21 protein-coding genes, 1 tRNA gene and 1 riboswitch are annotated in these 23,529 nt (G+C 59.4%); of the genes, 12 read left to right on the forward strand and 10 right to left on the reverse strand.

Annotated features, from left to right (window positions below):
• Both ABIB48_RS04990 and ABIB48_RS04995 read right to left on the reverse strand, forming a co-directional pair.
• Positions 1-633: an ECF transporter S component gene (locus ABIB48_RS04990; RefSeq protein WP_110105217.1), complete on the reverse strand. Its 633-nt coding sequence runs from the start codon at positions 631-633 to the stop codon at positions 1-3.
• Positions 634-679: 46 nt separating this feature from the next.
• Positions 680-799: riboswitch (TPP riboswitch) on the reverse strand.
• 142 nt (positions 800-941) lie between these two features.
• Positions 942-3,947 carry a glycoside hydrolase family 84 protein gene (locus tag ABIB48_RS04995; RefSeq protein WP_354212316.1) on the reverse strand — a complete coding sequence of 1,002 codons (3,006 nt, stop codon included), beginning with the start codon at positions 3,945-3,947 and terminating at the stop codon, positions 942-944.
• A 316-nt stretch (positions 3,948-4,263) separates the two neighbouring features.
• Between ABIB48_RS04995 and ABIB48_RS05000 the strand changes: the two genes are divergently transcribed.
• A complete protein-coding gene (locus tag ABIB48_RS05000; protein ID WP_354212317.1) occupies positions 4,264-4,524 on the forward strand; it encodes a DUF4235 domain-containing protein in 261 nt (86 codons plus the stop codon).
• 94 nt (positions 4,525-4,618) lie between these two features.
• Here ABIB48_RS05000 and mnhG read toward each other — a convergent pair whose 3' ends face one another.
• From mnhG to ABIB48_RS05030, 6 genes are read right to left on the reverse strand one after another with little or no spacing between them, the layout of a single operon-like run.
• On the reverse strand, positions 4,619-4,981 hold the full coding sequence (gene mnhG / locus ABIB48_RS05005; protein WP_354212318.1) for a monovalent cation/H(+) antiporter subunit G: 363 nt from the start codon (positions 4,979-4,981) through the stop codon (positions 4,619-4,621).
• Positions 4,978-5,244, reverse strand: a complete 267-nt coding sequence (locus ABIB48_RS05010) for a monovalent cation/H+ antiporter complex subunit F (RefSeq protein WP_110105352.1) — start codon at positions 5,242-5,244, stop codon at positions 4,978-4,980. Before ABIB48_RS05010 ends, mnhG begins: the two co-directional genes overlap by 4 nt.
• 5 nt (positions 5,245-5,249) lie before the next feature.
• Positions 5,250-5,909 carry a Na+/H+ antiporter subunit E gene (locus ABIB48_RS05015; protein ID WP_354212319.1) on the reverse strand — a complete coding sequence of 220 codons (660 nt, stop codon included), beginning with the start codon at positions 5,907-5,909 and terminating at the stop codon, positions 5,250-5,252.
• Positions 5,906-7,534 carry a Na+/H+ antiporter subunit D gene (locus tag ABIB48_RS05020; RefSeq protein ID WP_110105222.1) on the reverse strand — a complete coding sequence of 543 codons (1,629 nt, stop codon included), beginning with the start codon at positions 7,532-7,534 and terminating at the stop codon, positions 5,906-5,908. The genes ABIB48_RS05015 and ABIB48_RS05020 overlap by 4 nt, the downstream gene beginning before the upstream one ends.
• Positions 7,531-8,061, reverse strand: a complete 531-nt coding sequence (locus ABIB48_RS05025) for a Na(+)/H(+) antiporter subunit C (protein ID WP_110105223.1) — start codon at positions 8,059-8,061, stop codon at positions 7,531-7,533. The genes ABIB48_RS05020 and ABIB48_RS05025 overlap by 4 nt, the downstream gene beginning before the upstream one ends.
• A complete protein-coding gene (locus ABIB48_RS05030) occupies positions 8,058-11,036 on the reverse strand; it encodes a Na+/H+ antiporter subunit A (protein WP_354212386.1) in 2,979 nt (992 codons plus the stop codon). The genes ABIB48_RS05025 and ABIB48_RS05030 overlap by 4 nt, the downstream gene beginning before the upstream one ends.
• Positions 11,037-11,245: 209 nt before the next feature.
• On the opposite strand from ABIB48_RS05030, the gene ABIB48_RS05035 reads away from it, so the two are divergent.
• Entirely contained in the window at positions 11,246-12,574 is a 1,329-nt protein-coding gene (locus ABIB48_RS05035) for an MFS transporter (protein WP_354212320.1), read from the forward strand.
• Positions 12,575-12,625: 51 nt separating this feature from the next.
• On the opposite strand, the gene dcd is transcribed toward ABIB48_RS05035, so the two are convergent.
• Positions 12,626-13,201: a dCTP deaminase gene (gene dcd, locus ABIB48_RS05040; RefSeq protein WP_354212321.1), complete on the reverse strand. Its 576-nt coding sequence runs from the start codon at positions 13,199-13,201 to the stop codon at positions 12,626-12,628.
• A 153-nt stretch (positions 13,202-13,354) separates the two neighbouring features.
• Here dcd and ABIB48_RS05045 point away from each other — a divergent pair, with 153 nt between their 5' ends.
• From ABIB48_RS05045 to ABIB48_RS05065, 5 genes are all read left to right on the forward strand, one after another.
• Positions 13,355-13,840 (forward strand): cation:proton antiporter regulatory subunit, encoded by a 486-nt coding sequence (locus ABIB48_RS05045; protein WP_110105227.1) that lies wholly within the window; start codon positions 13,355-13,357, stop codon positions 13,838-13,840.
• 6 nt (positions 13,841-13,846) lie between these two features.
• Positions 13,847-15,031 (forward strand): cation:proton antiporter, encoded by a 1,185-nt coding sequence (locus tag ABIB48_RS05050; protein WP_110105228.1) that lies wholly within the window; start codon positions 13,847-13,849, stop codon positions 15,029-15,031.
• A 151-nt stretch (positions 15,032-15,182) separates the two neighbouring features.
• Complete coding sequence (locus ABIB48_RS05055; protein WP_354212387.1) at positions 15,183-15,266, forward strand: SHOCT domain-containing protein; 84 nt, start codon at positions 15,183-15,185, stop codon at positions 15,264-15,266.
• A 121-nt stretch (positions 15,267-15,387) separates the two neighbouring features.
• Positions 15,388-15,458: transfer RNA gene (locus tag ABIB48_RS05060), tRNA-Gly, on the forward strand.
• 281 nt (positions 15,459-15,739) lie between these two features.
• Positions 15,740-16,918, forward strand: coding sequence for a N(5)-(carboxyethyl)ornithine synthase (locus ABIB48_RS05065; RefSeq protein WP_110105229.1), 1,179 nt, complete (start codon positions 15,740-15,742; stop codon positions 16,916-16,918).
• Between the two features lie 45 nt (positions 16,919-16,963).
• On the opposite strand, the gene ABIB48_RS05070 is transcribed toward ABIB48_RS05065, so the two are convergent.
• Positions 16,964-18,295: an MFS transporter gene (locus tag ABIB48_RS05070; protein WP_110105230.1), complete on the reverse strand. Its 1,332-nt coding sequence runs from the start codon at positions 18,293-18,295 to the stop codon at positions 16,964-16,966.
• Positions 18,296-18,442: 147 nt separating this feature from the next.
• On the opposite strand from ABIB48_RS05070, the gene ABIB48_RS05075 reads away from it, so the two are divergent.
• From ABIB48_RS05075 to ABIB48_RS05095, 5 genes are all read left to right on the forward strand, one after another.
• Positions 18,443-19,318: a LysR substrate-binding domain-containing protein gene (locus ABIB48_RS05075; protein ID WP_110105353.1), complete on the forward strand. Its 876-nt coding sequence runs from the start codon at positions 18,443-18,445 to the stop codon at positions 19,316-19,318.
• A 72-nt stretch (positions 19,319-19,390) separates the two neighbouring features.
• Positions 19,391-19,807, forward strand: coding sequence for an aspartate 1-decarboxylase (gene panD, locus ABIB48_RS05080; RefSeq protein ID WP_315913887.1), 417 nt, complete (start codon positions 19,391-19,393; stop codon positions 19,805-19,807).
• 63 nt (positions 19,808-19,870) lie between these two features.
• Entirely contained in the window at positions 19,871-20,797 is a 927-nt protein-coding gene (locus tag ABIB48_RS05085) for an AEC family transporter (RefSeq protein WP_354212323.1), read from the forward strand.
• Between the two features lie 34 nt (positions 20,798-20,831).
• Positions 20,832-22,415 (forward strand): helicase HerA-like domain-containing protein, encoded by a 1,584-nt coding sequence (locus ABIB48_RS05090; protein ID WP_354212324.1) that lies wholly within the window; start codon positions 20,832-20,834, stop codon positions 22,413-22,415.
• A gap of 84 nt (positions 22,416-22,499) precedes the next feature.
• Positions 22,500-23,486 (forward strand): hypothetical protein, encoded by a 987-nt coding sequence (locus ABIB48_RS05095; RefSeq protein ID WP_146212994.1) that lies wholly within the window; start codon positions 22,500-22,502, stop codon positions 23,484-23,486.
• Positions 23,487-23,529 lie beyond the last annotated feature (43 nt).

A 23,529-nucleotide genomic window follows, 5' to 3' on the forward strand; every position in this document is an offset into this window, starting at 1 on the left:
CTAGATTGCCTTTTCGGTGGCGGCCCCACGTGAGGGCAGGTTCGCCAGCGCGCCTGTGCGTGCCAACCCGCGCACGGCCAGCCAAGAAATTACCCCCGCAATGAGAGCACCGGAGACCATGGCCAGCACCGCGTAGACGAGCTTCCATTCCAAGGCCCAGGCCACGTTGTAGATAAGGTTTTCATAGACGCCCAGCGCCAAGCCGGCCAAGGTTCCGGCCAAGATGGCAACGGGAAGATTGAATTTGCGGTAACGGAATACGGCGAAGGCCAGCTCGGCGCCTAGGCCTTGAATCAAGCCTGAGAGCAGCACCGTGAACCCGAAGTGGGTTCCCAGCAGTCCTTCAACGGTGGCGGCGATCAATTCGCAATATAACGCCGCGCCCGGTTTGCGGACCACTAGGGCACCCAGCACGCCGGCAATCAGCCAGCCGCCAACGTAAAGTGCACCAACGGGTGGGAAGGCTACGGTGAAGGCTGCGATGAAACCGTAGCCGGCGGACCAGAGCCAAAAGATAACGCCAACGGCAACACCCAGAACCGAGACGACAACAATGTCGACAACCCGCCAGGTGCTTTTGTTCTTTTGTTGCGTGTTTTTCGGGGCGGACGTGCCCGTAACTGACTTACTCATGTTTCCTCCTTTTCAGGAGGGGCGGCTGCAGCGGTCTTTCCGCGCAGCCGAAGAGAACTCGACTCCCTTCGCCGGTACTAGCCGGAGCAGGTTCGAGGGTCTGCGGCGAACCGCACTCTCAGCGCCGACACCCGATAAATGGGTGCACGCTCCCCTGTCGTGTTTGAATTGCGGCTTCAGCTTACCCCCGCTCACACCCGGTAGCCAATGCGTGGAAAGAAATGCGTCATGAAAAAAGTACTGCAGACGCCCACCGTGAGATGGAGGCCTGCAGTACTTGATGGAACCTTTTTCAGTTTTTGCTGTTGCTAGTGCTGGCGCGCCGTACGGCGGCTAGCCATGATCAACCCACCGAGCATGAGAATCACAGCGATCCCACCTGCTGCACCGAGGTTGAACCCGGTGCTGGCGAGGTCATCACCGGCACCTGCCGTGGCGCTGGCACTGGCGGAAGGTGTGGTTGAACCGTCCTTCGTGGGCGAGGCACTCGGTGACGGGGTGTCACTGGGTGCGGTACTGGCGGTGGCCGATTCGGCCGGAGTAACCGTGGCCGTCGGAGTCGGGGTCGCCGTGGCCGTCGGAGTCGGTTCCACCACTTCCTCACCAATGTACGGGCCGCCAGCCACAGGACCGGTGGCGCGCAAACCAAGCTCATAAACGGCCAAGGTCTGCTCACCCATGGCTGCTGCGCCCGGAGTGAATAGGATGCGGATACCCTCAATGCTTTCCTGCTCCAGAACAGCTTCCTGGAAACTGCGTTTCGGATCCAAGGCACCCACGGTGACCCATTCGCCGTCGACCTTAACTTGCAGGTCCCCTGCCACATGGCCCACCACAACGGCTGACTTCATGGCGGCCGGTGCATCCAGGGTATTGGAGAGGTATGAACCCTCTACCGGGGCCTGGGCAGGCTCGAAGGCTGTGGCAATGGTTGCGTCAAAGGCACTCTGCGCACCAGTACCATTTGCGCCCGGCAGGTTGCTGGCCAACCTTTCACTGGCTTCCAGGGCCTGGAACTCGCGGATCTTCACCCACTGGCCACCCGGGTTGGTGCCCGTGGACACCAGACGGATGTACCGTGCGCTTACAGGAGTATCAAAGTTCTGCTCAATGCGCGGCTTGCTCTCAAACACTCCGGCCTGTGTCCAGGTGGCATTGTCCGCCGAATACTCCACCCGTGCGTGGTAGAACATGTCACCGTTATTGGTGTCGGAATCGGCCTGCTGGATCAGCACCTTGCCCACCGTCTTCACGGCGCCTAAGTCAATGGTGACGGTGGAACCGTTCACGGGAGGTGCACTGGACCACCAAAGAGTGCTGGGATCGCCGTCAACCATGCGTGTGAGCGCGTTGCTTTGGTAGGTGGGAAGTGAGGAAGTAGCCGTTGCGGGGAAGTAGCTGGACGCTGCCACGGGGCTCAGGTTCAGCCAGGTGTTGTACCGTCCCTGTGCCTCTTTGCTAAAGATTTCAAAGAGTCCATCTCCCACCGAAGGAACAATGACGTTAGGGGTGATGCCAATGTTGTTCGGCCCAACATCGGGCACGGTGGCCGCCTTGGCCAGAGCAATATCTCCATTGGCTGCAAGCGCACCATCCGTGGCGGCTACGCCATTTCCCGCCTTAATGGCCTCCAGCATGCTGATTTGCTTCTCCATGGCCGTGGCCCAGTGTGCTGCGGCGTCAATCCACGGCTTGGAATCATCGTAGAAGCCTGTCATGGCCATATCAGCCAAGGTTTCCGGGCCTGCTGCAATGGTGGCCAAACGAGCCTTCAACGGTGCCATTCCGGCCGTGTTTCCGGCGTCGAAAGCTGTCCAGAAGGTTGCGATGTCTGCGCTCAGGGCCGGCGCCGTTTTGGATTCCGGACGGTAGGGCTTCCAGCTCTGGTTCAGGTCCACGAAGGTTTCCAGAGACGCCCTGATGGCCTCATTGGGGCCTGCAAGCTCACTGATAATGGAGGATTGTGTTGTTGCGGGCACATACTGGGGGCCGTTCCAGGAGTAGTCGCCGAACCCGGCCAGGGCGATCATCGAAGAATACGGTTCGATCATCGGGTTGGAAGTGATGCCGTCAATGTGTTTGTACAGGTTGGCGTCGCGGCCCTCCAGCGGGTTCAGAAACAGGCGTCCGCGCTGTCCATCATTCACGGGCAGGTTGTCCCAGATGTAGAAATGCTCGGCGTTGTAGGAAGTCACCGCCTTGGTTACTGAAGCTTCCGTAATGGTGTTGGAGAAGACGCCTTCGCCGGTCCACTGAATCCGGATCGAATCATCCGTCTGCAGACCAAACTCACCCTTGTAAGGGTCCGGACCGGAACCGGCATAGTTGGTGGGCACTGTCTGCAACGGTGCCAGCCCATGGACGTTAATGTAGTCCCTGACGATCCGGTTCAAATAGAACCCCTGGCCCTGGGCAAGTGAACGGAATCCCGGCAAGGTGAATTTTGCCTTGTCCGCGGCACAGTTCAGGTACGGGTTGATGTCATCGAGCGCAATGTAGAAGCTGCTGACACCGATTGCGCGCAGCTGATCAAATTTGGCCACGGTGGCGGCGAAATCCTGATCGTCGGAGTAGCAGACGTCATTGCCCGGTGAGAGTGCAAAAGTGAAATTAACGTGGTTGGCATTGGCCTCATCCACGAGTTCTTTCAGATCGTTAAGCTGCGCCTGCGGGTACAAATCACGCCACTTGGCACGCAGGTAATTATCGTCCTTGGGCGTGTAGATGTAAGTGTTCATCTTGTGCTTGCCGTAGAAATCAAACTGATCCAGGCGGGCCTGATGAGACCACGGGATGCCATAGAAGCCCTCAATGCCGCCACGGATGGACATCAACGGCCAGTCCTTGACCGTCATGGCTGGCGCCACACCGTTGGCAACAACCTGACTCAGGCTCTGCACGGCGTAGAAGGTACCTGTGGCATCGGTGCCGTTGAGCACCAGTGCGGGCTTGCCGCTGATGGTTCCGGTGGCGATGACATATCCATCAGCATCCAGTCCAGCTGCGCTGCCGGATCCCACGGCCGTGAGCGCGGTGGATACAGCCGGGTTGTCCGCAACGGTGCCAAGGAAGACTGTGGCGCCGGTGGTGCCCGCACCGCTGACAAAGGTGGCGGTACCACCGGCAGCGGTAATTACTTCCGCTAGCAGCTTCTTGGCTGCGGCATCCGTATTTTCACCGACTGCCACTTTTACTGCGCCTGTCAAGGGAACAGCAACGCCTGCGGTGCTGACTTCCTGGGGAGTGGGCAAAATTTCGGCGGCCGAAACCGCTGCCTGGGCGGCCGGAATCGCTGACGGAGACAACGCAGCCATTCCACCTCCGGCAATAATCGCCAGGGCCAGAGCCCCGGAAGTGACGTTCCTATACGCTCGTTTCAATCTGTTCCCCTTGGTGCTTCACGCTCACGGCAAACCATGTTTGATATGGATCACATTCGCTCGCAACTTTAGCGATGTGGCGCGGATCACGTCAACTGGTTACGGGCCCGGCTTGCCTTGTGAGAGCACGCAAAGCGCCAGTGAATCTCGCCAGCTCCCGGGTTACCCGCTGCAGCTACGGCAGCGAAAGCGCTAGGCTGAACTACAGTGCTTTCCCGCACCAGCGTGAATCCCCACGAAGGAGTCCTTTATGAACATCGTTTTTAAATTGCTCGGAACCGGCATCAGCCTCGGTGCCGGCTTTGTTGCCAGCAAGCTCGTGGACACCGTCTGGGAAAAGAGCACTGGCAACAAGCCGCCCAAGGATGGGGCGGATCTAAATAACAGTCTCCGTTCAGCACTGACCTTTGCGCTGGTCTCCTCGGTGGTTGCGGCCATCATTCAGACCCTGGCTTCACGCACCACCCAGAAGGCCATTGCACGCTTTAACAAGCACCCCGAAGAAATCTGAGCCCACTCCTCCCAAAAACGCAGCAGTCCCTCCCCCAAAAGTTACTGCGGCTCCCGAGTTACTGCGGCTTCCGTGAAACTACGACGGCGGATGGCTAGGGCATACTTTCCTCTTCCACCACTGCGGCAACCACCTGATCTAGCTCATCAACACTGAGCATCTCAGGGCGGCGGTGTTTGGTCCGGTAGCCGGCCCGGCCCACCATGTGCGCCGATACCGGCACCGTGAGTAGCTGGAACAGCCAGGCCACAAGCAGAACCGGCAGCAAAGACCAGACGCGCATTTGCAAGCCAATGGCCGTCAACATCAGCAGCAAACCTAAAACCTGTGGCTTTGTTGCAGCATGCATGCGGCTCATCAAGTCCGGAAACCGCAGCAGCCCAATGGCGGCGGCAAGGCTCATGAGTGCGCCACCAAGCAGGGCGATCACCGTCAAAACATCAATGAGCGTATTCATCCGTCGCCTCTCTTATGGGCCGCAAAACGAGCCACCGTGACTGATCCAATGAACCCAATCACCGTCAGGACCACCAGCAGGGCCAGATTGTCCGTATGTTTATTTGCGGCCATGTCCGTGGCCAGTGCGGCGCCGAAGATGGCCAGCAAAACATCAGCGGCGATCACCCTGTCCAGCAATGACGGCCCGGAGGCAATCCGGTAGATAGTTCCGGCAGCCGCGAGCGTGAGCACCGCTGCAACAATAATGACCACAACATCCATGACGCTCACTGCCCCTCACCTAGGTCTTTTTGCTGATCGGGACTTTGCTGATCAGAATCTTGCTGATCGGGACTTTTGAGGATATCCGCATACGCAACCATGGATGCCCCAGTGCGTTCAGAGCGCAGCTCCGCCAGCTCTTCCTTGGTCCCCATCACAGTGATCAGCCTGGCTTCAATGTCTTGGATCCCTGTACGAACCCGCTCCACGCTTTCTGGAGTGGGCGCGTTCATTGCGTGGACGTAGAGAGTGGCGCAACCCCTATCCACTTCAACCACCAGGGAACCCGGGATCAGTGAGAGCACGTGACCCACCGCGGTCATGAGCAGATCCGAGGGGCTCCGAAGCGGGACGGCAATGACTGCGTTGCGGATTTTGGGCCCCTTGGCAACCGCCCAGTACAGCACTTGGCAACTGGCAACGGTGATTTGCTTGAGGAACCACAAAAGGAAGATCACGGCCTGCAGCACGCTAAAGCGGCCACTGAGCTCAATGGGCGGCAGGTAAAAAACTTGTGACACTGCTAGCGCTATGAGGGCCCCAAAAAGAAGATTCCCGGCACTGAAGTCCTGCCACAGGGCGCCCCAGACAAGGACCAGCCAAATAAGCAGCGGTAGTTTTTGCAAAGGGTTCAGCTTGCGCCTGGCGTTGATGCTCTGGCTCATGGCGTACCTGCCCCTTCGCCAAGCACGGCTTCAATGTAGGGAGTACGGGCCAGCATGCTGGTGGCAGCATCTTGGCTCAGTTCAAACAATGGTCCCGCAAAGATGCTCATTGCAAGGCCCAAAACCACCAAACCCATGGTTGAATACACCATCATCTTGGGCAGGATGGGGATCTCGTTCTCCCCTGAGAAACGTCCTTCGGTGGCATCCACATGTTTGCTAGTGCGCAATGCGCTCATGCTGGGCTGGCCGGAGGAGTCAGGGGCTGTAGCCAAGAGGACGGGGTCCGGGTTCTCGGCGTCGGCAGTGCTGCGCCAAAATACTCGGTTCCATACCCGGGCCATGACCAACAACGTCAGCAGGCTGGCCACAACACCGCCAATCACCACTGCGTAGGCCATGGGTGAGCCGTCAGCCACCCCCGCTTGCAGCAGCCCCAACTTCCCCAGGAACCCTGAGAAGGGCGGAATGCCGGCCAGATTCATGGCGGGAATGAAATAAAGCACCGCAAGGATCGGGGAGAGCTTTGCCAACCCACCCAGACGCATGATCGAGGATGTTCCGCCACGGCGTTCCACCAACCCTGTCACCATAAATAGCGAGGTTTGAATGGTGATGTGGTGAATGACGTAGAAAATGGTGGCGGCCAGCCCCAGCACGGAGGAAAGTGCTACACCAAAGATCATGTACCCAATGTGACTGACCAGGGTGAAGGAGAGCATACGTTTAATGTCCGTCTGTGCCAGCGCCCCAAGAATTCCTACGATCATTGTCAAAAGGGCAACAACTAGCAGCACCGCATTGAACTTATCGGAGGGAAAGAGCAGGGTTTCCGTGCGGATGATGGCATAGACGCCAACTTTTGTGAGCAGCCCGGCGAACACTGCAGTTACGGGGGCGGGGGCGGTGGGGTAGGAGTCAGGCAGCCAGAATGATAGCGGGAAGACGGCGGCCTTGATGCCGAACGCTACAAGCAAAAGAACATGCAAAAGGTCTTGAGTTCCCGAGTCCAGCTCGCCAATTTTCACGGCCAGATCCGCCAGTGTGACAGTTCCAGTGGCACCGTAAACCATGCCGATGGCGATCAGGAACAGCAGCGAGGAAACAACACTGACCACAACGTAGGTGATGCCAGCCCGGACTCTCGATCCGGTGCCACCTAGTGTCATCAGCACATAACTCGCGGTCAAGAGGATTTCGAAGCCAACATAAAGGTTGAACAGGTCCCCTGCCAGGAAAGCATTAGAGACACCTGCCACCAGGATCAGATAGGTGGGGTGGAAAACAGACAGGGGGCCACCCTGTTCACCGTCAGCCGCGCCCTGACCTGATGCGTAGGCAAGGACGGCCAGGCTCACCGCTGAAGAAATCACCAACAGCAATGAGGAGAACTGATCGGCCACCATGACGATCCCAAAGGGCGGCGCCCAGCCACCAAGATGGACGGCAATGGGCCCCACTGTCCACACACTGGCCAATACCCAGACCTCCAAACCAAGGGTCAGGGTGAGGGTTGCCAGGCTGACACGGCGTTGAGCGCGCGGTTTTCTGATCAACACAAAAGCCAAGGCGGCGCCCAAGAAGGGCAGAACTACCGCGAGCGGGGCGAAACTTGCAACATTCATGCCTTATCCTTTCTGGGCTTTTTGTGGGGGACGGCAGGTTCAGAAAGTAGCTGCACTGCCTTCTTCGGCCCTATACCTGGGATGGTTTCGCGCTTAGCTGCGGGCTGGTTATTCTCATGGAAGTCGGAGACTTCAATGGGGATTTCGGAGTCCTCTTCATCGTCATACAGCGCCTGCTTGGCAACCCGAAGGTCTTCCCTGTCCACCTGGATGTCATCGGCTCGGCTGAGCAGCCAGGACCTGTAGATCAGGCTGAGCATAAACGCTGTGACGGCGAAGGAAATCACAATAGAGGTCAGGATAAAGGCCTGCGGCAAGGGATCATTATATTCCGTTGGCGGAATGTCTTTATTGAAGATGGGTGCTAAACCGGCATAGCCGCCCGTGGCCAGCAAGAGCAGATTGGTGGCGTTGGCCAGCAACATCAGCCCAAGCAGCACGCGTGTCAGGCTGCGTTCTAACAACAGGTAAATTCCCACGGCATAAAGAACACCCATCACCAGCAGCAGTGTGAGGTTGACACTCATCGAGAAACCTCCAACGGCTCGTCGTCCTCAATCATCTCCATGGAGTCCAGACCGTCCTCTTCATGTTGGTCAATCTCCGAGCCCAGGCTGCGCAAAACGTCAATCACGAGCCCCACAACCACCAGGTAGACGCCAATGTCAAAGACTGTGGAGGTCACAAACTTCACATGGCCAAAAACCGGCAGATCAAAAGCAATAATGGCACTTTGGAAGATTTCCCCGCCAAAGAACAGTGGTGCCAGTGCTGTCAGCGCCGCCATGGCTAGGCCCAGACCCAGAAGAGTTCCCGCTGAGATGCGGGTGGCCTCGGCTAGTTCAAAACGTCCGCCAGCAAGGTATCGGATGGTCAGGGCAAGCCCTGCTATCAACCCTCCTGCGAAGCCTCCACCAGTGCCGTTGTGCCCCACCAGCAGCAAGTAGATGGAGATGATGATGATGCTGTGGAACAACAGCCGGGTGACAACTTCAATAATGATGGAGCGCCGTTCTGGTGCCAGCGTCCGCCCGGCCACGAGCCAAGGGTTGCTCGGTGAGGCAGTGAATTTCTTGGCAAGGTGAATGGTGGGTTCAAACTGGGACACGGGCAGCTTGCCAATGCTGCCCGTTTCCACGGTCTCTGCCCGGGGAAGGCGCTGGCCGCGGCCCCTGACAAAGATCAGGCTGGCTACACCTGTAGCGGCGATGGCCAGGACGGAAATCTCACCAAAAGTGTCCCACGCCCGAATGTCTACGAGGGTCACGTTGACAACGTTGAGACCACCCCCGCCCTCATAGGCCAGCACGGGCAGGGCAAGGCTCACGGGCTCATGGATCCTGGCCCCCATGGCAACGACGGCCACAACCACCATGGTTGCGCCGAAGCCAATGCCTAAGATCAGCCGTACCAGGCGGTGACTGCCCGCCTGCTTGCGTTCAAGCAATCCAGGCGGCAGTGAGCGCATGGCCAACACAAAAGCCACCAAAATGATGGTTTCTACAAGCATCTGGGTCAAAGCCAGGTCCGGTGCTCCCTGCAAAGCAAAAATCAGCGCTAACCCGTACCCGGTGACGGACACCAACAGTACGGCCATGAAGCGCTTGTTCGCCCTGGCTGCAGCAAGTGCGCCGATGATAACAACCGCCCCAGCAATGATTTGGAACGGCGAGCCTGGGTCAACAAAGTAAATATCTTCTGTCCAGTCCTGCACATTCAGGAGCAAGACAGCTAGCACGGAAACTATCGCGGTGGAGAGGATCACGGAAAGATAAAAGAACAAGGAACCACGCTGGGTGCGGCCCGTAACCCAAATGGCTACAGCATCCAGCACCACAATTGCTTTCCGGTAGGCACGCTCAAAATCAATCCCCGCAGGCAACTTAGCTTGGAAGGCTTCAAACTTATCCCGCAGTTTAAACAGAATGACTCCCACTGCGATCACTAGCGCGCTGAGTCCCAGCGCGGGTGAGAAGCCGTGCCACAACGCCAGATGCATGCCGTCCGGGTCATAGGCGGGGAACTGATCGCTATAGGGTCTAATCCACGTTTCAACGAGGTGCGGGAAGAATCCGTAAACCAGCGTCAGGAGGCTCAGTAGGGCAGGGGCTGCCAGGAAAAGCCAACTGACGGGTTTGAAGGCTGTGGACATGCCCTTGGACTTGGTGGCGAAACCGCCCCACAGGAACCGTGCACTGTAGGCAAAGGTCAGCACCGAGCCCAGAACCATCCCGGCCAAGACAGTCCACCCCACCACGGGGCCGGCTGGCCCATAAGTGGCAGAGGCAATGAACGCCTGGAAGATGCCCTCCTTAGCCACAAAACCTGCCATGGGCGGCAGCCCGGCCATTGACGCAGCCCCGATCAGGGCAACGATGCCCAGCTTCGGAGCCGATTTGAAGACCCCTGAAAGCTCACGAATATCGCGGGTACCGCTTTGGTGGTCAATGATCCCCACCACAAGGAAGAGGGAGGCTTTGAACAAGCCGTGCGCCAGGACCATCGCCATACCGGCCATGGCAGCTTCCTGACCGCCAAAGCCCACCACCAGGGCGATGAAACCGAGCTGGCTGACAGTGCCATAGGCCAGAATCTGCTTGAGATCGTGCTGGCGCAGGGCCCGCCATCCGCCCAGCAGCATGGTGCCCAGCCCCAGCACCACAATGATGGGCTGCCAATATTCGGTCTCGGAGAAGCCCGGAGACAGACGGGCAATGAGGTAGATCCCGGCCTTCACCATTGCTGCTGCGTGCAGGTAGGCGCTCACGGGTGTGGGGGCTGCCATCGCGCCCGGCAGCCAGAAGTGGAACGGTAGCAGCGCCGACTTGGTCACGGCCCCCACAAGGAGCAGGGCAATGCCAATATCCAGCATCAGCTGGGGACTTCCCACGGCGGAGATCAGCTCGGGTGCCTTCGCCAAGATCTCGGAGATGCTGTATGTGCCGGCGCTTTCACCCACCATGATCAAGCCCACCAGCATGGCCAGCCCGCCGAAGGTTGTCACGATCAAGGCTTGCAGGGCCGCACGCCTGGCGGCGATGCGAGTGCGGGCGTAACCAATCAACAGGTAGGAAAGCACTGTTGTCAGTTCCCAGAAAACAAACAAAAGGATGAGGTTATCCGCCGTCACAAGACCAAACATGACACCTGCGAAGGCGAGCAGCTGGGCACCAAAGCCGGCCAAGCCGGCGTCGTTGGTCTTGAAATATCTGGCGCAATAGGCCAGCACCAGGGCACCAACCCCAAGCACCAGCAGTGACATGAGCCAGGACAGCTGGTCCATTTTGAAGCTCAGGTTCAGATCAAGGACGGGAACCCACGGGATCTCCAGCGACGGGCTGGGCAACGTGGACGAATACACATTGTTGTACTGAGCCACAAGCCAGACGAAACTGATCCCGGGCACCGCAGCAAGGATGTAAAACGCCGAGCGACCCCATCTGGAGAACAAAATGGGCGAGAAAATGGCCACAAGGAAGTGTGCACACAGGACAAACAGCACTAAGGGCTCCACATGTTTCGGGCTGGAAATGAGCGAATCACGGGGGTTAAAGTCGGTTCCCGACACCGCTAGTCTACCAACCCTGCCCCTTCTCAGGGTGAGCTTTGGCTCCATGTCGGTGTCCCGAATGCGGCTGCCCGGGACCACCTGCGCGAAATGTTCCGGCGCCTTACCCCGCCCCGTTGATTCCGCCGGATAGCATGTGCCGTATGACTGAGTACCCTCCCTCTGCCGCCGCCTTCACCGCGACTCCGGCCAAAACACCGGCAACCAAGTGGCAGATCACGGCCTGGGCGCTGTGGGATTGGGGCGGCGCCGCCTTCAACGCCGTCATGACCACGTTCATCTTCACCGCCCTTTATCTAACGGGCGATGACTTTGGTGGTGCCGACAAGGCAACGGTCACACTGGCATTTGCCATGTCCATTTCTGGTTTGGCCATCGCCTTGCTGGCCCCGGTTGCCGGGCAACGCACCGATCACAGCGGACGCCGCAGGCTCTGGTTGGGCATCAACACCTTGATTGTGGTGGTGCTGACGGCAGCGTGCTTCTTTGTTCAGCCCCAAGAGTCTTTTTTGCTCTTCGGGTGCATGCTCATTGCTGCCGGCCACGTCTTCTTTGAGCTCGCGGGTGTGAACTACAACGCCATGCTCTTGCAGATTTCAACGAAGAAGAGCATTGGCCGGATCAGTGGCATTGGCTGGGCCGCCGGATACCTCGGCGGAATCGTGGCCTTGCTCATTGTCTACTTCGCGTTGATCAAGCCCGAGGTAGGCATCTTCGGCATCACGAGCGCCGACGGCATGACGTACCGGGCCGTGGCCGTGTTCTCGGCCCTGTGGATATTGGTGTTCTCAATCCCGATCATGTTCGCCATCCCTGAAACCAAACGCGATCCAAATATGCCCAAGGTGGGATTCATCCAGTCCTACATGGAGCTCGTTCACACTATTGTGCGGCTCTGGCACACTGAACGGCACACTTTGTACTTCCTGATTTCCAGCGCCATTTTCCGTGACGGCCTGGCCGCCATCTTCACCTTTGGGGCGGTCTTGGCGGTGGGGTCCTTTGGTTTTGCCACCGGTGACGTATTGATCTTCGCCATCGCCGGCAACGTGGTGGCCGCAGTGGGCGCCTTATCCGCCGGATTCTTCGATGACAAGTTCGGCCCCAAGGCCGTCATTGTGACCTCACTGATAGGCCTGCTCATTTCCGGCGGGGCCTTGCTCTTCCTGGATGGGAAGAACGCGTTTTGGGTCTTCGGGCTGATCCTGTGCCTGTTCGTGGGCCCGGCACAGTCCTCTGCAAGAACCTTCATGGGCCGTTTAGCGCCGGAAGGGCAGGAAGGGGAGATCTTTGGGCTGTACGCCACCACAGGCCGCGCCGTATCCTTCTTGGCCCCACAACTGTTTGGGCTCGCCATTGTGATCTTCGGAGCGCAACGGTGGGGCATCATTGGCATTTTGGTGGTGCTGTTGCTCGGCTTGTTGCTACTTCTGCCCGTCAAGGCCCCGCCACACGGTGCGGGCTCACACTAGCGGCACGGCTAGGGGAGGATAGTCCCCGAGCCCTAAACACCACTGCGAACCCTAGATCTTGGTGCGGTGGAAATTCTGGAATGACTTCGAGGCTGTGGGGCCGCGCTGGCCCTGGTAGCGGTTCTGATGAGCGCCCGTACCGTAAGGGTTTTCGGCCGGGGAGCTGAGCTGGAAGAAGCACAGCTGGCCAATCTTCATACCGGGCCAGAGTTTGATCGGCAAGGTTGCCACGTTGGAGAGCTCCAAGGTGATGTGACCGGAGAAACCCGGGTCAATGAAGCCGGCGGTGGAGTGTGTGAGCAGGCCCAGGCGGCCCAGAGAGGACTTGCCTTCGAGGCGTGCAGCGACATCGTCGGGCAACGTCACCGTCTCATAGGTGGAGGCCAGCGCAAATTCACCCGGATGCAAAATGAATGACTCGTCGGGTTCAACTTCCACCATCCGGGTCAACTCAGGCTGCTCCTCCGCCGGGTCAATGTAGGCGTAACGGTGGTTGTCAAAGAGCCGGAAGTACCTGTCGATGCGCACATCAACGCTCGATGGCTGCACCATGGAAGGGTCGTAGGGGTCCAAGACAATCCGCTTGGCGTCAATTTCGGCACGTATGTCGCGGTCAGAGATCAGCACCCTCTAAAAATAGCGTATTTAGACCAAGATCAGCAGAATGATCCCCTTGGCCGGGCCGGAAAGGGCCAGGATCAACGCGGCAGGACTAATATGTGCGTTCTTGGCGTTGTACTAAAGCCCATAGATCCGCGCAGCGCAGCTAAGGTAAGAACCATGAATATTGAAGAGACGCCTCTTCCCGGCATTGGTGTGCGTAGGGAATTGCGGCTTGCTACCGGACGGCGCGTAGGCGTGGTGACCCACCGGGATGGTCACGCTGAGTTAATCCTGTCCCGTGTTGATGACCCTGATGCTTGTGCCGCTTCCATCCCGCTCACCGCCGAGGAAGCCGCCGGGCTGGGACAGTTGCTGGGATCGGCGCAGCTCATTGCCCAACTCAGCACGGAACAAGAAAACCTCACGGGCATCACCACGCACCAATTCATGATCCGTCCGGGCTCCACCTTCGCCGGGCGCACGCTGGGGCAGACCCAGATGCGCACGCGCACGGGCGCTTCCATTGTGGCCTTGCTGCGCGATGGTGACGTGGTGGGGTCTCCGCGCCCTGATGAGGTCCTCCATGTTGGGGACATGGTGGTCATTGTCGGCACTGAAGACGGACTGGCAGAGGCTGCACATATTTTGCAGTCCAGACCCTAGCCCGCCATGGATTCAACGACCCTTTCCCTGGTTCAGCTCGGCATCGTCTTTTTCGGGCTCGGTTTTTTGGGTCGTCAGGCTGGACGGATCGGCATGTCCCCCGTCCCCCTCTACCTTTTAGGCGGTCTGGCCTTTGGAAAGGGCGGCCTGGTCAACCTTGGCGGCATTGATGGATTCGCCCATATTGCCAGTGAAATTGGTGTCATCCTACTGCTGCTTATGCTCGGTTTGGAATATACGGCCAAGGAACTCGTCACGGGACTGAAACAGTCGTGGATGGCGGGGGTGCTGGACTTGGTGCTGAATATGCTTCCGGGTGTTGCCGTGGCATTGATCTTGGGGTGGGGCCCGGTGGGGGCACTGGTCATGGCTGGCATTACTTATAGCTCATCATCAGGGATTATCGCCAAGGTTTTAGGTGATCTAGGCCGGCTGGGTAACCGTGAAACGCCCGTCATCTTGGCCATCTTGGTCATCGAGGATCTGGCAATGGCCGCCTACCTGCCCATCCTGACGGCCGTTTTAGCGGGAGTCTCATTCCTGGGCGGGCTCACCGCAGTCGGAATTTCCTTGGCCGTGATCACCTTGGTGCTGCTGGGTGCGCTGCGCTACGGGCATATGGTCTCGACTGTTTTGGACAGCCCTGACAGGGAATCGTTCCTACTCAAGCTGCTGGGCGCCGCCTTGTTGGTGGCTGGTGTAGCCTCGGCGCTGCAGGTCTCAGCGGCCGTGGGCGCCTTCCTCTTGGGCATCGCGATCTCCGGCGGTACGGCAGAGAACGCCGCCCGCGTGCTGGAGCCGTTGCGAGATCTTTTCGCCGCCATGTTCTTTGTCCTGTTCGGCTTGAACACCGATCCCCACACCATCCCGCCCGTGCTCGGGTTCGCCCTGCTGCTGGCCCTGGTCACTACCATCACGAAGGTGGTGACAGGCTGGTGGGCGGCATCGCGGCAAGGCATCGGAATACCGGGCCGGGCCCGTGCCGGCGCCGCCTTGATTGCCCGCGGCGAGTTTTCCATCGTCATTGCCGGGCTAGCTGTGGCCTCGGGCGCCGTCCCCGTTGAACTGGCCGCGCTAGCTACCACCTATGTGCTGATCATGGCCGTCAGCGGCCCCATCGCAGCCCGCTATGTGGAGCCTCTTGTGCGGCTGATCCAGGGCAAAAAGCAAGAGCCTGAGCCGATTTTCTAGACCCACCCTCTTCCCAGAGCAACCATTCTTGTTCAGTACCACGGCCTCACACCGGTTGCGGTATCAGTGCCACTTGTGAGGTGCGGCGGCATGAAGAAAGTAGCGGCTCGGAGCTGCCCGGCAAGCAGCAGCGGATGATCTGCTCAGTAAATTGGAACGGCTTGCGGCACTACATGCTTCAGGCGCCCTCACCGATACCGAGTTTGCCGCCGGCAAGGCCTCCATCATCAGCTAACTATGCATGCCGCTGGCAAGATCGGCGCAAGCAACCCCGTGTCATTGGTCATGACCATGGCCTTGCTCGGGCTAGAATCAATAGCGGAACAAATGCTGCAGCTTGCTGTGGACGTTCCATTGCGGGCGTAGCTCAATGGTAGAGCGCTAGCTTCCCAAGCTCGATACGCGGGTTCGATTCCCGTCGCCCGCTCAGTTTCCCAGTTTGGCCCCCGACATCTCGGGGGCCAAACTGCTTTAACATTTGGTGCTGCCAGTGGCGCCGTGCCGCTAACCCGTACTCAGCAACCCGCAACCTGCAACCCACAATCCAAATTCTGACCCCTACCTCGAGGTGCCCGGTTGCAACCATGCACATCGAAGCGGAGGTCAAAAGCCACTGCTCACCGTTGCATGAGAGCACCCACATCGACGCCCCATGCGTGTAGGGTCAAAAAGAAAGGGCCCTGGCGGGTTCTTCGATGAGGAGCAACGATGACCCACGATCCACACACCGTTCACCATGGACCCACACTTCGTCTTGGAGTTTTGGGCAAGTCACACAAGCCTGATGAGCGGCGCGCCCCCATCCACCCCGACCATTTCTCCCGGATTGAGCCTGAGATCCGCGCCAAAATGGTGGTGGAGGAGGGTTACGGCACCCGTTTTGGCATGTCCGACGCCGTGCTGGCCACTTTGGTGGGCACAGTGGCCCCCCGCGAGCAGGTCATTGCGCAAACAGACGTAATACTCTTGCCCAAACCCCAAGCCGCCGATCTGGCCGATCTGAAAGACGGGCAGGTCCTGTGGGGCTGGCCGCACTGTGTCCAGGACCGTGCCATCACACAGCAGGCCATTGACAAGAAGCTGACGCTGATTGCCTTTGAGGCAATGAATCATTGGGCCTCCGACGGCGGCTTCGGCCTGCACGTGTTCCACAAGAATAACGAGCTGGCAGGCTACTCCTCGGTCATGCATTCGCTGTCATTGATCGGTTCCACCGGAGACTATGGCCGCCGCCTGAACGCCGTCGTCATTGGTTTTGGTGCCACCGCCCGTGGCGCGGTGACGGCATTGAGCGCGCTGGGCATCCATGAGGTGCAGGTGCTGACCAGCCGCAACGTGGCAGCCGTGGCCTCACCCATCCACTCGGCAGAGATGGTGCAGTTCGATTTCGCCCCAGAACCGCCGTACACCGGTTTCGTCATGCTCGATGACGGTGAGGTGCCGCTGGCCGATTTCCTCGCCGAGGCGGACATCGTGGTCAATTGCACCCTTCAGGACCCGAACGCGCCCATGACGTATTTGACCGAGGCCGATCTTGCGGCATTCCGGCCCGGCAGCCTGATCGTGGATGTGTCCTGTGACGAAGGCATGGGGTTCAGCTGGGCCCGCAACACCACGTTCACCGACCCCATGTTCACGGTGGGCGAGAACATCAACTATTACGCCGTAGACCACACGCCGAGCTACCTCTGGAATTCGGCCACCTGGGAAATCAGCGAGGCGCTCATGCCTTTCCTTGAAACGGTGCTGGGAGGCCCCGAGGCGTGGACTGGCAGCGACACCATCACCCGCGCCATTGAAATATCCGACGGCGTGATCGTCAACCCGGCGATCCTCGAGTTCCAGAATCGCCAGGAAAGCTACCCGCACCTGCCGGTGGCTGGCTAAACGGTGGGGGTGTGCGAGGCGCACCCCCACCTACTTTTTAGCTGCTCAGCTCGTCTTCGGGACAATAAACACGGGCTTCTTGGCGCTACGCAGGTTGATCTGCAAGGTTAGCTGCCCGCGCTTGGCCAGAACCAATCCGATCACCACGGCGGCCAAAGCTGGCATGCCGCCAGCAACCACCGTTGCCCACTGGACACCCCAATGCTCGGCCAGCCAGCCCATGAGCGGGCCACCCAGAGCCTGACCACCCATGAGCACCATGATGTACAGGCTCATAACACGGCCACGAATGCGCACGTTGGTTGACATTTGCACCAGCTGGTTGGCACTGGTCAGAAACAGCAGGGAGGCGAACCCTGCCACCACCATGACGGCTCCAAAGGTAACCATATTGGGGGCCAGTGAGGCAATCATGAGCACCACCCCGTAGCTACCGGCAGCTGCCATCACCCCGCGCAGTCGCAGCGTGGCAAAACGGGTGGAGGCGATCGCCCCGCACAGGGCGCCGAGCGCAACCAAAGTGTTCAGCAGGCCGTAGCCTCCGGCCCCGGCGTCGAACACGTTGTTGGCATAGGCCGCCAGCAGCACGGCCAGGCTCAAGCCGAACACGGCAAAAACCGCTGCCATCATGGCCGGCCAGAAAATGGTGGGCTTGCGCAGCACGTAGCGTACGCCTTCCATGAGCTGACCCTTGGCACGTTGCACGGGCGGCATCTTGACCAGTTCGCTGCTGCGGATCAGGCACAGCGAGATCACGGTGATGGTGCAGGCCAGCGCATTGGCCGCGAAGGCCCAGCCGCCGCCCACTGCCATGATCAGCACGCCGCTAACGGCGGGGCCGATCATGCCACCCATCTGGAAAATCGAAGAGTTCAAGCTGATGGCGTTGCGCAATTGCCGCGGACCAACAAGTTCGTTGACGAATACTTGACGTGCAGGCTGATCGGCCACCACCACCAAGCCAAGAACAAAGGCAATCACATAGATGTGCCACACCTGAAGGTTGCCGGTCAGCGCCAAAACGGCCATGAGTGTTGCCAGCACTCCGGCAGCGCCCTGGCTGATCATGAGGATGAGCCGTTTGGAGTACCTATCGGCCAAGATCCCACCCAATGGCATGAGTAGCAAGGAGGGCAGAAATTGCATGAAGACGGTGATTCCAACTGCGGTCACCGAACCTGACAGCTCCAGAACCACCCAGTCCTGGGCCACCCGTTGCATCCAGAGGGCAATGACGGCAAGGAGGTTGGCGGAGGCAAAGATGCGGTAATTGCGGATTTTCAGCGAGGAAAATGTCTGACTCCACGGCGGGCGCGTGGCAACTAGGTTGATGGGGGCGGTTGGGGAAGCGTTCAATTCAGCTGGTGGGGGCGTCAACGCGTTGTTCCTGGGACTCGAAAAGTGGATGGGGCTAAAAAGGCGGAGGGGACTTTACCTTTTCAACCCTAGACGGCACCAAGTTATGCCGAAAGAGTATGATGCCTATAAATACTATTGAGGTACGTAATAGTTCTGAGGATGCGCATGCCCGAATCACCTACTTTTGACCCCATCCAGCTCAAAAGCTTCCTTGCGCTTGCCGAAACCCGCAACTTCACCAGGGCAGCCGAGCGCCTGGGCATTAGCCAGCCCACCGTGAGTCAGCATGTGCGTAAGTTGGAGCAGGCCGCGGGAAGGGTGCTTGTCACCCGAGATACCCGCGTGTTGCGCCTGACGGACAATGGGGACGCCATGGCCGGTTTCGCCCGAACCATCTTGGCCGCTAATGACGCCGCCACACGCTACTTTTCCGGTGCCGCCATGCGCGGGCGGCTGCGTTTTGGCACCGCGGATGATCTGGCCATCACGGGCCTGCCACGGATCCTGCGTGAGTTCCGCCAACTGTACCCACAAATCAACCTCGAACTCACGGTGAGTCAGAGCGATCAACTGCACCGCCGGCTAAAGGCTGGCGCCCTGGATCTGGTATTCGTCAAGTGGGTCTCTGGCGCCCAGGAAGGTGAAGTGGTCAAGCAGGACACCTTCGCCTGGGTGGGGCTGGAGCAGACAGTTTTGGAGCCTGGCGCACCCGTCCCCGTCATTGTGTATCCGGCCCCGAGCCTGAGCCGGAAACTGGCACTGGATGCCCTCGAGCAGGCCGGCCGCACGTGGCGTGTCACCTGCACCACCAAACAGATCAGTGGCGTTCTGGCCGCGCTCCGTGCCGGGATTGGCATTGCCGTCATGCCCACCTCGCTGGTGCCGGAGGATCTCAAGGTGATCACCAAGCGCTTTGACCTGCCGCCCGTGGGTGATGTGGACTTCACACTGATCCGCAACCCACTGGCCAACACGGAAGTGGTGGATGCCTTGACCCAAGCCATCATGGGCCGCAAGCTCACCCCGCTGGGCAGGCGCTAGAACTCTCGAGTGAGGCCAGGTTAGCAAGCTCACAACCAACCCATGACCGGGAGCGGTAGACTTGAGCCCGTTATGATGCGAACCATGTTTAAATCCAAGGTCCACCGCGCCACTGTCACCCACGCTGACCTGCACTATGTTGGCTCCGTGACAGTTGACGCCGATCTGCTGGACGCTGCAAATATCCTCCCCGGCGAGCTGGTCTCCATAGTGGACATCACCAATGGTGCCCGCCTGGAAACGTACACCATTGCCGGTGAGCGGGGCTCCGGCGTCATCGGCATCAATGGTGCCGCCGCGCATCTGGTCAACGTTGGAGATCTGGTCATCCTGATCACCTACGCCCAGATGAACGACGCCGAGGCGCGCGATTACGTGCCCACCGTGGTCCACGTTGATGCGCAAAACGCAATAGTGCAGTTGGGCACCGATCCCGCCGAGGCCATCACCGAGGGGCTGCTGCGCCCCGCCTTCGCCCTGCGCCCCTAACGCACTGCACCCTTAATACCCTGCACCCTTAACACTAGGCCTGCTGTCACTATGCTGTGATGTGTGCTGGCTGTTATTGAGGGATTCTCCGTAGTTTGGCTCATCATCTTGGTGGGCTGGTTTGTGGGGCGTAAAAAAGTTCTGGGCGAGAACGCCCAAACCGTACTCAGTAGGCTCTCCTTCTTCGTGGCCAGCCCCGCGCTTCTCGTGGAAACCCTGGCCCGCGCACAGTTGCGCACTGTTTTTGCCCAACCGCTCCTAGTGGCTGCTCTGAGCGCAATCATCACGGCCACACTGTTCTTGCTAATTGTGAAGTTTTGGCTCAAACGTTCCCTGGCTGAGTCGCTGCTGGCGGCCATGTCATCCTCCACCTCCAACGCCGCCAATCTGGGCATTCCCATTGCGGCATACGTTCTAGGTGATGCCGCCCTGATTGCCCCGGTGCTGGTGTTTCAGCTAGCTTTTTACACTCCCATTTACCTCATGTTTTTGGACAGTCTGACCAGCGGCCACCGCGCCACGCCCGGACGCATCCTCGTACAGGTTGTGCGCAACCCCATGATTGCAGGCACGGCTGCCGGCTTGATCCTGGCCAGCACAGGATGGGTGCTGCCCGCACTGGTGGCAGAACCCCTCCACCTCATTGCCGGTGCCGCTATCCCGGCCATCTTGATTGCCTTTGGCATGTCCCTGGGAACCACTAAACCGCTCAATGCCGCCGATGAACGGCGTACCGATATCTTGCTGGGGACGGGCTTCAAACTCATCCTGCACCCGTTCGCTGCTTTTCTCTTGGGACATTTTGCCTTGGGGCTGGACGGTGCCGCGCTGTTCGCCGTGGTGGTTGCCGCAGCCCTGCCCACGGCCCAGAACATTTATGTCACCGCCCAGCGCTACCAGGTGGGCCTTGCAGTGGCCAAGGACACCGTGCTGCTTACCACCGTGTTGGCCATCCCGGCCATGTTCGTGGTTGCCCTCCTCCTCGGGTGAGTCACGTGCGGGTGAGTCACGGTACGCTGTCGTTATGGCTACCAATTCCGCAGCAGAGTTGCTCACCACCATCCAGGCCGGCTACATCTTTGAGGGCCCGTCCATAGCCTTGGGCGCGGCCATGATCGACGGCGCCATCCACCCGGAAGCGCAGGTGTCACTGCCGCTGGCCATGATGAACCGGCACGGTTTGGTGGCCGGGGCCACCGGTACGGGAAAAACCGTCACGCTGCACATGATGGCTGAACAGCTTTCCACTGCGGGCGTCCCAGTCTTCATGGCGGATATCAAAGGTGATCTGACGGGCCTGGCCACGGCGGCTTCGGGTAGCGAGAAGCTGACGGCACGCACCCAGGCTCTCGGCCAGCAGTGGGAATCCACAGCGTTCCCCGTCGAATTTCTGGCTCTGGGTGGCAACGGCAACGGTGTTCCCGTGCGGGCCACCGTCACCTCATTCGGCCCCATCCTGCTGGCCCGGGTACTGGGCCTGAATGCCACCCAGGAATCCAGTCTGCAGCTGGTCTTTCACTACGCAGATACCAAAAATCTAGAACTTTATGATCTGGTGGATCTACGCGCTGTCATCACGTTCCTCACCTCGGATGAGGGCAAAGCGGACTTGAGCGAACTCGGCGGGCTCTCCAAGGCCACGGCCGGAGTCATCTTACGTAATCTGATCACCTTGGATGCCCAGAGCATGGGTGAATTCTTTGGCATGCCCGAGTTCGACACCGCCGAACTTCTGCGCACGGCCCCGGACGGCCGCGGCGTCATCACCTGCCTGGAACTGCCCAGCATCCAAGACAAGCCACTGCTGTTCTCCACGTTCCTCATGTGGTTGCTAGCGGATCTTTTCCGTGAACTCCCCGAGGTGGGCGACGCCGAGAAGCCCAAGCTCGTGTTCTTCTTCGATGAGGCGCACTTGTTGTTCAATGGCGCCAGCAAGGCCTTCCTGAACGCCATCACTAGCACGGTGCGGCTCATTCGTTCCAAGGGTGTGGGTATTTTCTTCGTCACCCAGACGCCCAAGGATGTGCCGGGCGAGGTTTTGGCCCAGCTGGCCAACCGCGTCCAGCACGCCCTGCGCGCCTTCACCCCCGAGGATGCTAAAGCGCTCAAAGCAACCGTCTCCACGTTCCCCACCAGCAGTTACGATCTGGGCGAGATCCTGACCAGTGCCTGCATTGGTGAGGCCGTGGTCACCGTCATGAATGAGAACGGTGCTCCCACCCCCGTGGCCTTGACCAGGCTGCGCGCTCCGGGCTCTCTCATGGGTCCCAGCACGGAGGACACCGTCAAGGCTGTCATCGCAGCTTCGGCCTTGCTGGCCACCTATGGGACCGCCGTGGATCCCGTCTCCGCCTATGAAAAGCTGGCGTCTGCCACCAAAGCCGCCCCCAGCACAGGCCCTGCCGTGGGGACACCCCTGCCGCCACCTCCCCCTGTGGCGCTTCCCTCCCCCGCGGACGAAAGCGGCATGGCCTCCGACGTCATTGGAGTCTTGGGCGGGGCGTTGGGTGGGGGACTAAAAAGCATGGTCCGCTCCATGGGCTCATCCCTGGGCCGGAACCTGATGCGGGACATGTTTGGGACTGCGCCGCGGAAACGGCGACGCTGACGTGGCGGGAGGGCCGGGTTGATGACAACTGAGTACAGAGCCCTGATTCAAGCCCCTGCCCCTGAACCCGGTACAGTTGACCGCGTGAAGAACGGGACCCAACTCATCAAGATCGCCGCCGTCTGGCTGCTGATTTTCCTGCTCGGTGTTGCCGCGTCAATCGTGACCATTGCGGTTGTCAACACCAAGGATTTTGGGCCTGAGAAGACTGTGGCCAGGTATCTGGACGCGCTCAAGGCCGGTGATGGCGGGACCGCAAGGGGCCTGCTGAACGCCAAAATCCCCGGTGCAAACGCAGCAGCCCTGGACGGCAAAGCCTTGGCGCAGTCCCAGAAGGACGTCAAGGAGCTTTCTATTGCTCCTTCCGTCCCTACCGACGAGAACACAGAACGTGTCACTGTCAGTTACACGGTTACTGATGTCCCGTTGAGCACTGATTTTGTGCTCCAAAAGGGCCCCAAACACTGGTTGTTCTTTGACAGTTGGGAAATGGTTCCCGTCACGCTGCCGGTCATCAACGCCTCCGTGGTCAACGCCAATCAATCCAGCATCAACGGCGTCGAAGCCAATATGCCTGATGGTAAGAACTCCTTTGCCGTCTTCTACCCCGGCAACTATGAGCTGGAATACCGCTCGCCACTATTCGCGGCTCCGCCCGTGACGCGCACCGTCACCGGGTCCACCGAAGCAGTCTCCCCTGTCAGCCTGGCAACAGGACCCACCAGCGATCTGCTGGCCCAGGTAGATGGAACCATCCGCAAGTATTTGGATGCCTGCGCCAAACAGGCTGTTTTGATGCCCACGGGCTGCCCCCTGAACGCGGCCACCAACAATAGGGTTCTTTCCTCCGTTGCGTGGTCAATTGTGGAGTACCCAGCCATCACCATCACACCGTTTGGTGGGCAATGGATCATGGCGCCGCTGAAGTTTAAGGCTCAGGTGGCGTTCAAAGAACAGGACCTTTTCACGGGCCAGGTCTCCCCCGTCAAACAAACGTCAGACTTCAGCTTCACCACCAAGCTGACCATCACGGCAAACAACGTGTTGGTCACCCCGGTGCTCGACTTCTAAGAGCGTCTTCGCCGGGCAGTGTTTTTGCCACATGCGCCCACCG

It is taken from the genome of Arthrobacter sp. UYCu511 (genome assembly GCF_040547105.1).
Classification (GTDB): Bacteria; Actinomycetota; Actinomycetes; order Actinomycetales; family Micrococcaceae; genus Specibacter; species Specibacter psychrochitiniphilus.